General features: G+C 33.3%; 15 protein-coding genes and 1 pseudogene. 8 read left to right on the forward strand and 8 right to left on the reverse strand.

What is annotated here, in order from left to right; translation table 11 throughout:
• Positions 1-12: 12 nt before the first annotated feature.
• Positions 13-456, forward strand: a complete 444-nt coding sequence (locus tag P5P90_RS10915; protein ID WP_278034716.1) for a nucleoside deaminase — start codon at positions 13-15, stop codon at positions 454-456.
• Positions 457-460: 4 nt separating this feature from the next.
• Here the strand turns inward: P5P90_RS10915 and P5P90_RS10920 are convergent, their stop codons facing one another.
• The 5 genes from P5P90_RS10920 to P5P90_RS10940 form a co-directional block, all read right to left on the reverse strand.
• The gene (locus P5P90_RS10920) at positions 461-1978 is read right to left on the reverse strand and encodes an ArnT family glycosyltransferase (RefSeq protein WP_278034717.1); all 1518 of its coding nucleotides are present in this window, start codon (positions 1976-1978) and stop codon (positions 461-463) included.
• Positions 1979-1980: 2 nt separating this feature from the next.
• Positions 1981-2358 (reverse strand): GtrA family protein, encoded by a 378-nt coding sequence (locus P5P90_RS10925; RefSeq protein WP_278034718.1) that lies wholly within the window; start codon positions 2356-2358, stop codon positions 1981-1983.
• Positions 2359-3063 carry a phosphatase PAP2 family protein gene (locus tag P5P90_RS10930; RefSeq protein ID WP_278034719.1) on the reverse strand — a complete coding sequence of 235 codons (705 nt, stop codon included), beginning with the start codon at positions 3061-3063 and terminating at the stop codon, positions 2359-2361. It abuts the gene before it with no gap.
• A 188-nt stretch (positions 3064-3251) separates the two neighbouring features.
• Entirely contained in the window at positions 3252-4799 is a 1548-nt protein-coding gene (locus P5P90_RS10935) for a ribonuclease E/G (RefSeq protein WP_278034720.1), read from the reverse strand.
• 383 nt (positions 4800-5182) lie between these two features.
• The gene (locus P5P90_RS10940) at positions 5183-5524 is read right to left on the reverse strand and encodes an HU family DNA-binding protein (protein ID WP_255283850.1); all 342 of its coding nucleotides are present in this window, start codon (positions 5522-5524) and stop codon (positions 5183-5185) included.
• 83 nt (positions 5525-5607) lie between these two features.
• On the opposite strand from P5P90_RS10940, the gene mutY reads away from it, so the two are divergent.
• The 5 genes and pseudogenes from mutY (at position 5608) to P5P90_RS10965 (ending at position 9967) form a co-directional block, all read left to right on the forward strand.
• Positions 5608-6642 (forward strand): A/G-specific adenine glycosylase, encoded by a 1035-nt coding sequence (gene mutY / locus P5P90_RS10945; protein ID WP_278034721.1) that lies wholly within the window; start codon positions 5608-5610, stop codon positions 6640-6642.
• Positions 6643-6697: 55 nt separating this feature from the next.
• On the forward strand, positions 6698-7138 hold the full coding sequence (locus P5P90_RS10950; protein WP_278034722.1) for a single-stranded DNA-binding protein: 441 nt from the start codon (positions 6698-6700) through the stop codon (positions 7136-7138).
• 23 nt (positions 7139-7161) lie between these two features.
• Positions 7162-8460, forward strand: coding sequence for a gliding motility-associated protein GldE (locus tag P5P90_RS10955; protein WP_278034723.1), 1299 nt, complete (start codon positions 7162-7164; stop codon positions 8458-8460).
• Positions 8453-9040, forward strand: coding sequence for a gliding motility lipoprotein GldD (gene gldD / locus P5P90_RS10960; protein WP_278034724.1), 588 nt, complete (start codon positions 8453-8455; stop codon positions 9038-9040). The genes P5P90_RS10955 and gldD overlap by 8 nt, the downstream gene beginning before the upstream one ends.
• A gap of 61 nt (positions 9041-9101) precedes the next feature.
• Positions 9102-9967: pseudogene (locus P5P90_RS10965) on the forward strand (DMT family transporter).
• A 74-nt stretch (positions 9968-10041) separates the two neighbouring features.
• On the opposite strand, the gene P5P90_RS10970 reads toward P5P90_RS10965, so the two are convergent.
• From P5P90_RS10970 to P5P90_RS10980, 3 genes are read right to left on the reverse strand one after another with little or no spacing between them, the layout of a single operon-like run.
• Positions 10042-10899: a M16 family metallopeptidase gene (locus P5P90_RS10970; protein ID WP_340696468.1), complete on the reverse strand. Its 858-nt coding sequence runs from the start codon at positions 10897-10899 to the stop codon at positions 10042-10044.
• Positions 10900-10907: 8 nt separating this feature from the next.
• Positions 10908-11483 carry an insulinase family protein gene (locus tag P5P90_RS10975; RefSeq protein ID WP_278034725.1) on the reverse strand — a complete coding sequence of 192 codons (576 nt, stop codon included), beginning with the start codon at positions 11481-11483 and terminating at the stop codon, positions 10908-10910.
• The gene (locus tag P5P90_RS10980; RefSeq protein ID WP_278034726.1) at positions 11473-12798 is read right to left on the reverse strand and encodes a M16 family metallopeptidase; all 1326 of its coding nucleotides are present in this window, start codon (positions 12796-12798) and stop codon (positions 11473-11475) included. Before P5P90_RS10980 ends, P5P90_RS10975 begins: the two co-directional genes overlap by 11 nt.
• A gap of 240 nt (positions 12799-13038) precedes the next feature.
• Between P5P90_RS10980 and rplU the strand changes: the two genes are divergently transcribed.
• Both rplU and rpmA read left to right on the forward strand, forming a co-directional pair.
• Positions 13039-13461 carry a 50S ribosomal protein L21 gene (gene rplU, locus P5P90_RS10985; protein WP_278034727.1) on the forward strand — a complete coding sequence of 141 codons (423 nt, stop codon included), beginning with the start codon at positions 13039-13041 and terminating at the stop codon, positions 13459-13461.
• A gap of 24 nt (positions 13462-13485) precedes the next feature.
• Positions 13486-13752 (forward strand): 50S ribosomal protein L27, encoded by a 267-nt coding sequence (rpmA, locus tag P5P90_RS10990; RefSeq protein ID WP_026712573.1) that lies wholly within the window; start codon positions 13486-13488, stop codon positions 13750-13752.
• Positions 13753-13885: the final 133 nt, after the last annotated feature.

Here is a 13885-nt window from a genome sequence, read left to right on the forward strand (position 1 = left end):
TATTTTTGTTACATGGAAAATATTTTCACCGACGAGTATTTTATGAAAAAGGCTTTGCAGGAAGCAGAAATGGCTTTTGAACAAGGCGAAATCCCTGTTGGAGCAGTTGTTGTTATTAATAACACGGTTATTGCCCGCAGTCATAATCTAACCGAAATGCTCAATGATGTTACCGCCCATGCCGAAATGCAGTCCATAACAGCAGCGGCTAATTATTTAGGCGGAAAATACCTGAAAGATTGTACGCTTTATGTTACTTTGGAACCTTGCCAGATGTGTGCTGGTGCTTTGTATTGGAGCCAAATTGCAAAAATTGTTTTCGGAGCCCGCGACGAACAACGTGGATTTCTGAGTATGGGAACCAAACTGCATCCTAAAACCACTGTTGTTTCAGGAGTAATGGCCAATGAGGCAGCTGAACTGATGAAGCGGTTTTTTGCTACTAGAAGAAAATAAGTAGTTAATTTTTGTAGCCTTCCATCAAATACACAAGCATATTTCTCACGGATTTACCACCTCGAAATTGCTTAATAATTATTGGAGGATTGATTTTTTCGAAGTCGTATTTGTAAATTTCGTTTGGGTCGCTGTAATTATTTGAAACGGTAATGTAATAAGCATCATCTCCTTTTTTGATTGAATTTCGATATTGATTTAGCCAATGGTAAGTATGTATGTCTTCTAGTTTTCCGATAGCTAAAAAATTCAAATGTAAAGGTTGAGCAATATAATTGTCGATATGAGCTGCAGGAAACCATTTGTTATTAATGATAAACTCGGTTTTGGATTTTCCATCTGATTTATTTTTCTGAATAATTTTAGCGACTTCGTGTTTGAAAAAATCCCAATCATACATATCTAATGTAACATCGCCTTTTCCTAATTTGGCTTCGGTCTTATTTCCTAAAGTTCCAGGATAAAAGTTTAAAGCCAAAATTCCAATTAGGCTCACTATCAGGATGAGGTAATTAGCATAATAGACTGATTTATTTAGAAGGTAATTGGTTTTTATGTCGGATAGATAACATGATGAAAGTATTAGTAAAGCGGTGTATCCTGGTCCTGACCAATGTGGTAAAGTATCCCGAAACAATGAAACAAATAATAGAATTTCAATTAAAGGCAGACTCATTAGGAGTAAAAGTCGTGTGTGATTAATTGAAATATTGATTTTATTTTTCCAGCAAGCAATCAAAGTAATAATTAGTAAGTAATAATTGACGGGATTATTGTAAGCCACTCCGCCAAAAAGTTCTCTAATAAAACTATTTGGATTAATCCCTTGATTAATTGTTACCCGATTACTATGAAAAGTATAGGTGATAAATTCGTTTTCAATATTCCAAAATAGTATTGGAGAAATAATCAATAGCGATAATAAAACAGAGAGGTATAAATAGGTGTTTAAAAGTAGTTTTCGATTATATAGAAGGACATAGAGACCAAATCCAATCCATAAAAAAATCCCATGAATTTTGCTCATAACACACAGACCAACACTCAATCCAAATAAAAGTAAGTTTTGATTACGTTTAGATTGGCTTTCTTCATCAGTGATTAAATGGGTTAAAAAGTATAAACTTAGAATCCAAAAGAATAATTGAGGAGCATCTGGCATAATAAATACTCCTGAAATAATACTTGTGTAAATTGATGAAGTATATAATAATGCCGTAATGTATCCCGTTTTTTCGTCCTTGATTTTTTTGCCAATTAGAAACATTAAATAAGTATTGGCAGCAGCCAAAATAACGGAACCTAAACGAACAAAAAAACCATTCGTGAAAGTTAGGTTTAAAGTCGTTAACCGAATTAATATCGCCACCAAAGGAGGATGGTCAAAATAATTCCATTGTAAATGCTGAGCATAGCTTAGATAATATACTTCGTCGTTTCCTAGACCAATTGAAAAAGCTATGATACATCTAACAATTGAGGCAAGTAAAATGAGGGTTGTTATTTTATTTTTAAAGAGCATGCTTAACTTTTGAATGTATAAAAGCTATTCGCTCCAAAATTCCAAACGAATACAAGGACTGTAACGATGATTTTGCAAACATAAAAATTAATTTTTGTCTTCTTTTGGAGTGAATACAAAAAGCCGGTATTGATACTGAATCCTATGATGGCGATAATTAAAAAACTTAAAAATTGAAACCCAATTTCTTCATTATGATTGTCGAAAGTAAAATATTTGTTTAGAAAATAGTTATTGGTAACTCCAAACAGAAATCCAAAACCATTGGCTAGGTATTTATTGAGTTTTAATTTTTCTTTGCAAATCCATGTGATTCCAAAGTCAATGATAAGGCCTGAAAAGCCTACAAATCCAAATTTAAAAAACTTTAAAATATCCATTTAATGTTGGCTTAATCCAGGATTTGAAAATTCGTGAGTGTTGTATTCTGGGAAGTATATTTTTCTTTTAATGAAAGTATTTTCGGTTATTTGATTAAACCATATTGAGGATAATGATCCGAAAGCAACCCCGATTAAGGCACCTGCAAAAACATCCATCAAAAAGTGGTGACCCAAGTAAATTCTGGAATACCCTACTAAGATGCTAAGTAAAGGCATAGTGATACAAATGTAATTTCTTTTGCAATAATTGGATATAACAGTTGCAAAAGCAAAAAATGAAGCGGTATGGCCGGATGGAAAACTATTTTGACCTATTCGACTTGAAGCAAAAGTATCAAGGTAATACTGAAAATGATGTAATTCGAAATATACTTTTGGTCTTGGGGCTACAATTATGTTTTTAATGAATTGTGCAAAAATCCCTGAACTAATGTACGAAAGTAAGATAATGAGACCCAGTGCTCTGTGATCTTTGAAAAAGACTATAAAAACCAGGGAAAAAACAATAACAAACCATCCATCTCCCAAAAAAGTTAGACATTCAAAAATGTAATTTAAGAATTTAGTATGAAACTGATTCAACCATATGAAACCATCTGCTTTAGTGAAGCAGCTTAGCAATACAATTACCATTGTCAGCAACGCAAAATTAAGCGAATAGAAGAATTTGTTTTCTGCAATTGATTTAATAATCGAACTCATTTTACAAAAATTAAATTTTTGTAAATCTACAATTCAGGTGTTTGTTTGGTGTAAAGCCAGTTTTGTGAAAATACAATCAAAAGGTTATTGTTTAATTAGTTGCTAGTGTTTATTGTTAAGATTAGGTTTGTTTTGTGTAAAAGTAGGATACAAAAAAACCGCTAATCTTTCGAAAAGCGGTTTTTTGTTTATTCTTCTGTAATAGCATTTCCTTTATTGTCAAAGAAATGATATTCTAAATACGTGTAAGCGTCACGTGGTATAATTTTCACCCATTTTTTATGTTCAAAAAACCATTTTGAACGTAATGATGGAAAACCTTTGCTGAGGTAAGCAGCCACAAAGGGATGTACATTAAGTACTACTTTTTTGTGGGTTTTTAAAATTCTTTCCAGATCAGCATTGATTTTGTCAATGATTAGAATTGGTGCTTCAATTTCACCATTTTCTTTATTTGGATCTTCTTCTCTGGTTTTAATGTTTCTTTCTGGTCTTACTCTTTGTCTGGTAATTTGGACTAGACCAAATTTACTAGGAGGTAAGATTTTGTGTTTGGCTTTATCGTCGCTCATTTCTTCTCTCAAGAAGTCGAATAAGACTTTGCGGTTTTCGGGATTTGACATATCGATAAAATCCACTACAATGATACCGCCCATATCGCGTAAACGCAATTGTCTAGCTATTTCAGCTGCGGCAATCATATTGACTTCCATGGCAGTATCTTCTTGATTAGAAGCTTTGTTTGAACGGTTTCCGCTGTTTACGTCAATAACGTGTAAAGCTTCGGTATGTTCAATAATTAAATAAGCTCCTTTACTCATGGAAACTGTTTTTCCAAAAGAAGTTTTGATTTGTCTCTCTATATTAAATTTCTCGAAAATAGGCGTGTCGTTTGATTGATAAAACTTCACAATAGATTGTTTGGACGGTGCAATTTCTTGCAGATAATCCTTGGTTTGATAGTACAACTCTTCATCATCTATTTGAATACTAGTAAAAGTATCGTTAAAAACATCTCTAAGTATAGAAGAGGCTCTGTTGAGTTCTCCTAATACTTTTGAGGGATGATGAGCAGTTGGTAATTTCTTACACATTGCAGTCCATCTGCTTAGCAGGTTCTGCAAATCTTTTTCTAATTCGGCTGTGTTTTTGCCTTCGGCTACTGTGCGAACAATAACACCAAATCCTTTAGGTTTGATAGATTGTACCAGTTTTTTTAATCGGTCTTTTTCTTTCTTATCTTCTATTTTTTGAGAAATAGAAACTCGGTCAGAAAAAGGAACCAGAACTATATAACGTCCAGCAAGAGAAAGCTCAGCGCTAATTCTTGGACCTTTAGTTGATATTGGTTCTTTAACCACTTGTACTAAGATAGATTGATTGGCATTGATCACATCAGTAATCGTTCCGTCTTTGTCTATCTCTTTTTCAAACTGAAAGTTTTTTAGGGAGAAATCTTTTATTTTACCTGCGCTTACAAGTTTTATGAATTTCAGTTGGGAAGTAAGGTTAGGGCCTAAGTCATGGTAATGTAAAAAGGCATCTTTTTCAAAGCCTACATTTACAAAAGCAGCATTAAGTCCCGCAACTGGTTTTCTGATTTTGGCAATAAAAATATCACCTACCTGAAAGTTGCTTGTTTCTTCTTCTTTGTGTAATTCAATTAGTTTTCCATCTTTTAATAAGGCAAAATCTACGGAATCAGAACTAGATCGAATGATTAATTCTTTATTCACGTTGTAAATTTTTATCCGCACTTTGTGTTTGTTGTTTAGAGTTTGTTGTTTGTAGTTGAAAAACTAAAAACTAAAAACTAAAAACCATCAACTTTCAGCAAGGATGGATTAAACAATATTTTGAACAGGTATTAACCCGGAGGAATTCAGTTTACAGTATTTAGAAAGTAGACGGCAGTTATGCTGCTATCTGAAATCTAAAATCTGAAGTCTGAAAACCAAATTTCAATGAACGTTTAAAAAGAAAAAAGTAGTTAAAAACTACTTTTTCTTTTTTATGACGGTTAGCTCTCGCTCTTTTTTTACGTTTGTGAGTAGCTACCTTATGTCTTTTTCTTTTTTTACCACTTGGCATAATCTTTTAGATTTTATGATTAATAATATTATTTTGCTTCGTTATTTGTTTTTACTCCTTCTACAAAAACTTTTGCAGGTTTGAAAGCAGGAATGTTGTGAGCAGGGATTTTAATAGTGGTATTCTTAGAAATGTTTCTTCCTGTTTTCTCAGCTCTAGTTTTTACGATAAAGCTACCAAAACCTCTTAAGTATACATTGTCTCCAGTTTCTAATGAAGTTTTTACTTCCTCCATAAAGGTCTCAACTGTTGCTTGAACATCTCCTTTTTCAAGACCTAATTTTTCTGAAATTTTCGCTACGATATCTGCTTTCGTCATTTTCTTTCCTATTTTATTATTTTGTAATAATTTTTTTGAGTGTGCAAATATAAGAATTAAAAAAACAATTATTCAAGCTAATTCATTAAATTTTAATTACATAAACTTTTACTTTTGTCAACAAATATTTAATAATGATTTTTTATAACTTATTAATAAAGTGGTACTTGCAGAATAAGCGCGATTTGCCATGGCGAAATACCACTAATCCATACCATATTTGGCTCTCGGAAATTATGCTCCAACAAACGCGAGTTGCTCAGGGATTGCCCTATTTTTTGTCTTTTACAGAGGCTTTTCCAACGGTTTTTGATCTGGCTAATGCCGATGAAGAAAAGGTGTTGAAGTTGTGGCAAGGTTTGGGGTATTACTCACGTGCTCGGAACTTACATAAAACGGCACAATATATAGCTACTGAACTCAATGGAATTTTTCCTTCTACTTATGAGGGATTGTTGCAACTAAAAGGAGTTGGGGAATATACCGCAGCGGCTATTGCTTCCTTTTCATATAACGAAGCCGTTCCAGTTGTTGATGGTAATGTGTTTAGAGTGCTTTCGCGTTATTTTGATATTGAAACCGATATTGCTCAGGCGTCTGCCAAAAAAGAATTCACTGCTTTGGCCTATGAGTTAATGCCAAAAGATACCCCTGCTCTATTTAATCAGGCGATTATGGAGTTTGGTGCTTTGCAATGTGTGCCTAAAAATCCAGATTGTAGTTCTTGTGTTTTTAATGCTAGTTGTGCGGCTTTGCAAAAAAGGAAAGTAGAGCAATTACCTGTAAAGTTAAAAAAGACCAAGGTGAAGAATAGGTATTTTAACTACATAGTACTATTAGATGAAGAGGATAAAACACTAATTCAAAAAAGAACGGCTAAAGGGATTTGGCATAATTTATATGAGTTTCCACTTATTGAAACAGTAGCCGAGGAGGATTTCGAGTTTGTTTCCAAAGCGATAAGCGAAGCAACGTATTTTGATAATCCTATTATGAGTATGAGAGCTTGTAATGATGAAAGTATGGTGCATAAACTTTCGCATCAGCATTTGTATATTAAGTTTTGGGAAGTAAAAGTCAAAGGAAAAGTGGTGAATGGAATTACAAAAGAGAATTTAAAACAATATCCTTTTCCTATTGTGATTCATAATTTTATTGAATCAGAATAGTAACGAAACACAAAAAAATGTATCTTTGATATGTATTCATATATATAATGAGGCTATGAACGGAACATTAAATAAGGTTATGCTAATAGGTCATTTGGGGGATGATGTTAAGATGCACTATTTTGAAGGGGGTAATTGTATCGGTAGATTTCAATTAGCTACTAATGAGGTGTATGTTAATAAAACAACAAATGAAAAGATAGTTTCTACCGAGTGGCATAATCTTGTGGTGCGAAATAAAGCTGCCGAAATATGTGAAAAATATTTGTCAAAAGGAGATAAGATTTATGTAGAAGGAAGGATTAAATCCCGTCAGTGGCAAGCGGAAGACGGTACAATGAAACATACTACCGAAATTCAAGTAACGGAATTTACTTTTTTAACAACAAAAAAGGATACTGAAAACAATAAACAAAATCAGAGTCCTGATACTACAAAAAACACTAACTTTGACACGCCAAATAAGGGTTTGCCAATCAATGATTTGCCTTTTTAATTGTTTAACTAATTTTTTTTAATTTGGACCCGGAGCCCAGTTTAAATTTTGTTTCTACATTAGACTTTGATCTATTGTTTGGTTTTGCAGGAATGTTTGTGTTGCTTTTTTGTTCAGCAGTTGTTTCTGGAGCCGAAGTAGCCTTGTTTTCGCTTTCGCAAAAAGACCTCGACGATACCCTACAAGAAAATCTTTCCACAGGAAAAATTCTATCGGAATTATTACAAAAACCCAAAAAATTATTAGCGACTCTTTTAGTAGCAAATAACTTCATTAATATTGGAGTCGTTATTTTGTTTTCTTTTATTGGTTCGGATTTGTTTTCGGGAGTAAGTTCTCCTGCATTAAAATTCATTTTCGAAGTGATTGTAGTAACCTTTTTGTTATTGTTGTTTGGAGAGGTTTTGCCAAAGGTATACGCTAGTAGAAACAATGTGAAGTTTGCCAAGAGTATTGCCTATCCAATTTCGGTTTTAGATCATTTCCTTACTCCTATTAGTCTTCCTATGCGGGCTGCAACGGTATATTTGCATAATAAATTAGGAAAACAAAAATCTAATATTTCGGTAGACCAATTATCGCAGGCTTTAGAATTAACAGCAACGGATGAAACTTCGACCGACGAACAAAAGATTTTAGAAGGAATAGTTTCTTTTGGGAATACAGATACCAAACAGGTAATGAGTCCTAGGATTGATATTTTTGCTTTAGAAATCACCGAATCATTTGAAGATATTTATTCTAAAATTTTAGAAAAAGGCTATTCCAGAATTCCTGTTTTTCGCGATAATATTGACCAAATCGAAGGTGTTTTGTTTATCAAAGATTTACTACCGCATATTGATAAAAAAGAATTCGATTGGACTACCTTAATAAGAGAACCTTTCTTTGTTCCTGAGAATAAAAAGCTGGACAATTTACTAAAGGATTTTCAGTCGATGAAAAGTCACTTAGCCATTGTAGTTGATGAATACGGAGGTACTTCAGGTTTAGTTTCATTAGAAGATGTTATCGAAGAAATTGTAGGCGATATCAGTGATGAGTTTGATGATGAGGATATTAATTTTTCACAAATTGATGATAGAAATTTTCTTTTTGAAGGGAAAATTAATCTAAAAGATTTCTATAGAATTGTTGATGTAGACGAGGAAGTTTTTGAAGAGAGAAAAGGAGAGGCAGAAACTTTGGCTGGATTTATATTGGAAATTTCAGGAAATTTTCCGGCTAAAGGACAAAAAATTGTCTTTCATAATTGTGTGTTTACCATTGAGGTGGTAGATAAAAAGCGTATCAAACAAATAAAAGTAACAATTAATGTTTAATGTAAAATATACCGCTAAGCAATACCATTTTAAAGCGGTTGTGTTAGTTTTCTTAGCTCTTGTGTTGTTCTCTAGTTGTAAAAAAGAGGTCTTGCCTAAACCACAAAGTTATTTGCGATTGGATTATCCAATGGTAAATTATATGCATTTTGAAAACCAATGCCCTTTTGCATTTGATATGAATTCAAAAGCTGTCATAAAAGGAGAAAAAGATTGTGGTTTTACCATTACATATCCTAAGATGAAAGCAACCATATATCTTACTTATAAGCCTGTGAATAATAATCTGAACAAATTGTTGCGTGATGCTCAAAAGCTCACTTTTGAACATGTGATTAAAGCCGATGATATTTTGGAGCAACCTTATTTGAATTCAGATAAAAAGGTTTATGGAATGTTTTATCAAGTTGATGGTAATGCGGCAACCAATTCACAATTTTATCTCACCGATAGTACAAGACATTTTATCACGGGTTCTGTTTATTTTTATGCCAAACCAAATTTTGATTCCATCATGCCGGCTGCAAGTTATATCAAAAATGATATGCAGCATTTAATGGAAACATTGTCTTGGAAATAATCATTCGTAAAGATTGCGATATCTCGTCAAAATTGTACAATTTTGATAAAAAATTGAAGCTTTGGAATCAAAACAAGTAAAATGGTTGTTTTTATTGCTACTTTCCTTAGTTTGGGGAAGTTCTTTTATATTGATTAAAAAGGGTTTAGTTGGGCTATCGGCTATTCAGGTGGGTTCCTTGCGAATTATTTTTGCTTCACTTTTTTTATTATTGATTGGTTTTAGAAGTTTGTCTAAAATCCCAAGAGACAGATGGAAATTTATAGGGCTAACTTCGTTATTAGGAACTTTTTTCCAGCTTTTCTTTTTGCCTTAGCTCAAACTGAAATTGATAGTTCCGTAAGTTCCATATTAAACTCATTGACTCCTTTGAATACCTTGGTTTTAGGGGTGATGTTTTTTGGTGTTGATTTTCAAAAGAAACAAATACTAGGTGTTGTTATTGGTTTAATAGGTAGTTTACTTTTGGTTTTTAACGGAGCGGTGAATCATCCGGGGCAGAATTATTATTACGCTATTTTGGTTTTAATTGCCTCACTTTGTTATGCGGTAAATGTCAATTTGATAAAAAGGTTTTTGTCTGATTTAGATCCAATTAGTATTACAACTGGTAATTTTTTATTTCTGATTTTTCCAGCCTTACTAATTCTTTATTTTACTGGTTTTTATGATGTTATTGCGGTTGAAAAAGTGCAGACTTCGGTATTTTTTATAGTGATTTTGGGGGTTGTAGGGACTGGGATTGCTAATATTTTATTTTTTAAACTAATACAGATTTCTTCGGCGGTTTTTGCGACTTCGGTAACTTATATAATTCCTGTTGTTGCTTTCTTTTGGGGTTTGTTAGATCAAGAAATGCTTACTCCAATCCAGTTTTTTGGCGCATTTATTATTTTAATTGGCGTTTATCTGAGTGCTAAGAAGTAAGCGGTTGTGAGTTGTGGGTTATGAGTTGAGCTGTGTAAAAAGTTACAACCCATAACTCATAACCCATAACATTTTTAATTATTTGAAAACGGTTTTTCTACAGGATTACCAAATTTGTCAAAATAGAAAATAGGAATATTAAGTTTTTCCAGGCCAGGAATTACATCTTTTCCTTTGCCTACAATAACAATTCTGGAGTTATCTATTAAAAAATATTTATTGGCAACAGCCAAAACATCTTCTTTGGTTACAGCATTCAGCATTTTAATGTAGTTTTCATAGAAATCGGCTGGTAAGTTTTCTATGGCTGTGTTGAGTGCGTATCGGGCCACCGATTCTGGTTTTTCGGCTTTCATTACAAATCGGCCTATGTAACCTGCTTTAGCGCTTTCTAGTTCTTCAGTGGTTACTTTTTCGGTTCTTATTTTTTTAATTTCTTTGATAAATTCAACCACCGCACTATCTGTCACATGATTTTTTACTGCCGATGAAGATCGAATACTAGTTATGTATTTTCCGGCACCTATGCTTGTGCTTGCTCCGTAGGTCCAGCCATGAGCCTCTCTTAAATTCATGTTGAGGTAACTATTAAAACCACCACCTAAAATGTAACTTGCAATTACGGTAGGGAAGAAGTCCTTGTCGTTCATTTTTAGGTGATAAGTATTTACAACAGCTATTTCAGATTGTACAGCATTAGGCACATCGATAAAGTTGATTTGGATTCCTTCTACATTCTTAGGGTCTTTGTAGCTGGTGGTGTTGATTGTTGTTTTTTGCCAAGTGCCAAAAAGTTGTTCAATAATGGGTTTAATATCGTTGAATTTAACATCGCCTACAACTGCTAAATAGGCATTTTGTGGTACAAATCGTTTTTTATAATTGTTCGTTATATCTGCTAGTGAAATGCGGTTTAAACTTTCTTCGGTGATAAATTCTCCTAAGGGATGATTTTTCCAAAAGCAAGTGCGTTGACTACTCTGTTTGCAATAGCAGAGACACTTTTTTCTTGGGAACGTAAACTTTCAATAAGCTTCGCTTTTTCTTTATCGAGTTCTTCTTGAGAAAAATTAGGGTTTAAAGCACCTTCAGCCAAAAGTTCTAAGCTGCGTTTAGAAAATTTGGAAAGAGCACTCGCAAAGGCACTGCTGGAACTGAATGACATACTCGCTCCCATAAAGTCGACCTCTTCGTTAAAGTCTTCTTTTGAAATATTCAAACTACCGTTTCCTAATAAATTACTACATAGTTCATCAACGCCTTTTTTATCGCCTTCGGCAAATGGCGGATTGTCTATTGTAAGGTTAAAAGTTACTTTAGGTAATTTATGGTTTTCAACAACCATTACTTTTAGTCCATTTGCTAGTGTAAAACTTTGTGGTTTTTTTATGTTTACTACAGGTGGTTTACCTGGAATAGGTTGTTTGCGTTCTTGTGCTTGCATGATTGCGGTAGCTAATATTAGAGTAAATAATATAATTGATTTTTTCATGATATGAAATGGCTTAATTTTCATTCTTTGCAGGGGTTGGAATGTAGTCCAGTATCAAACGTTGATTTGGTTTTAGATACTTATTTGCGGCTTCTCTAATTTCTTCTCTTGTAATAGAACGGTAGATTTCAATATCTTGATTAATGAGTTCGATGTCACCGTGAAGTAAATAGTAGCGGGCAAGATTTTCGGCGATACCTTCGACGTTTGAGTTTTCGTTTACATATTGATTCTCAAATTGATTCAGTATTTTTTGATAATCTCTTTCAGATATTAAATCGGTTTGTATTTTAGTAATTTCTTCGTCGATTTCTGTTAATAAATCATTGGTGGTGAAATTAGTCATTGGTAAACCATACAGAATATACATTCCGTAATCTTCTTGATTAAATGCTACGGCTCCAATTTGTAATGCTTTTTTCTTCTCGTCTACAATTTTTTTGTACAATTTCGAACTTTTTCCGTCGCTTAGATAGGAAGAAATGAAATCCAAAGCACGAGCATCCCTAGTTTTCATAGAAGGAGTTCTGTAAGCCGTTGCTAGCATCGGAATTTGGATATTTGGATCGATATGAGTCGCTTTGATCGTTTCGGTTATTGGTTTTTCGACAAATTTTTCTCGAACAATCTCTTTTCCTTTTTTAATTGGACCAAAATAGTTTTGTATCCATTCTTTGGCTTGGTTTTTTTCAAAATCTCCTGCTACTACTAAAACGGCGTTGTTAGGAACATAAAATTTTTCGTTAAAAGCTTTAAAGTCTTCTAGTTTAGCCGAGTTTAAGTGTTCGGTAGAACCAATAGTGGTCCATCGATAAGGATGATTAACAAATAGATTTTTTTTGACAGCTTCAATTATTCTTCCGTAAGGTTGGTTGTCGTAGCGAGAGTTTTTTTCTTCTTTGATTACCTCTTTTTGAGTGTCTACCCCAATTTGATTAATAACAGGGTGCATTAATCGTTCTGATTCCATCCAAAGAGCCAATTCTAAATTGTTAGAAGGGAAAACTTCATAATAATAGGTTCTGTCGTCTGAGGTGTTTGCATTGTTAATTCCGCCATTAGAGGTGACTATTTTAAACCATTCGCCGCGTTTAATGTTGGCAGTTCCCTCAAATAATAAATGTTCGAAAAAGTGTGCAAAGCCCGTTTTGTTTGGGTCTTCGTCTTTTGAGCCTACATGATACATTACAGATGTGATTACCACTGGTGCGCTATTATCTTGATGTAAAATTACATGTAAACCGTTGTCGAGGGTGTATTCTTCGAAAGCAATTTTTTGTGCTGTGGCAATGCCACCGAGTAAAAGAGAAGAACTAATTGCCATTATAATTTTTTTCATATAAGATTAATAAAAAGAGGTTTCAATACTTAGATCAGCGTTATTGTAGTTCCAAAAATACTTTTTTTAGATTTGAATAACCAAATCTATTTTTGGAATATAAAAAAGGATAAAATTCTTGCATCTAAAGTATTGAAAATAAGCTTAAAGTAATAACTAATATTTTTTTAAATTTAAGAATTGCGTGATAAAAAAATAATTGTATATTTGCAGCCTTAAAAATTAATAAATCAATTTGGTATGTATGCAATCGTAGAGATAGCAGGGCAACAATTCAAAGTAAGCAAAGACTTAAAGGTTTATGTTCACCGTTTAGCTAACGAAGAAGGATCAAAAGTTTCTTTTGATAAAGTTCTTTTGTTAGATGACAATGGGAATGTAACTTTAGGCGCCCCAGCTATAGAAGGTGCTTCAGTAGAAGCTAAAGTGTTACAACACTTAAAAGGAGACAAAGTTATCGTTTTCAAAAAGAAAAGAAGAAAAGGATACAAAAAAAGAAATGGTCACAGACAATATCTTACTCAAATTGTAATTGAGGGTATTACTGCAACAGGTGCTAAAAAAGCAGCTTCTAAAAAAGCAGCAGTTGAAGCAACTACAGAAACAGCTGAAGCTCCAAAGAAAAAAGTAGCAAAAGCTAAAAAAGAAGATACTCAAGAGTAATAACAATATTAAAACTTAAACATCATGGCTCACAAGAAAGGTGTCGGTAGTTCTAAGAATGGTAGAGAATCAGAATCGAAACGTTTAGGTGTTAAGATTTTTGGAGGACAAGCTGCTATCGCAGGGAACATCATCGTAAGACAAAGAGGTTCAAAACACAATCCAGGTGAAAATGTTTACATCAGTAAAGATCACACACTACATGCAAAAGTAGATGGAATTGTTAAGTTCCAAAAGAAAAGAGATAACAAATCTTATGTTTCTATCCTTCCATTTGAAGTAGAAGCTTAATTGATTTTCTCAATTTATTAAAAACCGTCCCGAGTAATCGAGACGGTTTTTTTGTGTTTTATTGTGCCGTTTTGAATAAATCCGAATTAATCATTGGAAGTTATGATAATAAGACACTAATGATTCCATTAGG

This window comes from Flavobacterium nitratireducens, assembly GCF_029625335.1.
Classification (GTDB): Bacteria; Bacteroidota; Bacteroidia; order Flavobacteriales; family Flavobacteriaceae; genus Flavobacterium; species Flavobacterium nitratireducens.

Bases quoted from the DNA above. Each gene is read 5' to 3' on its own strand.
- P5P90_RS10915 (WP_278034716.1), top strand. From the start codon at position 13: ATGGAAAATATTTTCACCGACGAGTATTTTATGAAAAAGGCTTTGCAG.
- rplU (WP_278034727.1), top strand. From the start codon at position 13,039: ATGTATGCAATCGTAGAGATAGCAGGGCAACAATTCAAAGTAAGCAAA.
- mutY (WP_278034721.1), top strand. From the start codon at position 5,608: ATGATTTTTTATAACTTATTAATAAAGTGGTACTTGCAGAATAAGCGC.
- P5P90_RS10925 (WP_278034718.1), bottom strand. From the start codon at position 2,358: ATGGATATTTTAAAGTTTTTTAAATTTGGATTTGTAGGCTTTTCAGGC.
- P5P90_RS10930 (WP_278034719.1), bottom strand. From the start codon at position 3,063: ATGAGTTCGATTATTAAATCAATTGCAGAAAACAAATTCTTCTATTCG.
- gldD (WP_278034724.1), top strand. From the start codon at position 8,453: ATGTTTAATGTAAAATATACCGCTAAGCAATACCATTTTAAAGCGGTT.
- rpmA (WP_026712573.1), top strand. From the start codon at position 13,486: ATGGCTCACAAGAAAGGTGTCGGTAGTTCTAAGAATGGTAGAGAATCA.
- P5P90_RS10920 (WP_278034717.1), bottom strand. From the start codon at position 1,978: ATGCTCTTTAAAAATAAAATAACAACCCTCATTTTACTTGCCTCAATT.
- P5P90_RS10950 (WP_278034722.1), top strand. From the start codon at position 6,698: ATGAACGGAACATTAAATAAGGTTATGCTAATAGGTCATTTGGGGGAT.
- P5P90_RS10980 (WP_278034726.1), bottom strand. From the start codon at position 12,798: ATGAAAAAAATTATAATGGCAATTAGTTCTTCTCTTTTACTCGGTGGC.
- P5P90_RS10975 (WP_278034725.1), bottom strand. From the start codon at position 11,483: ATGAAAATTAAGCCATTTCATATCATGAAAAAATCAATTATATTATTT.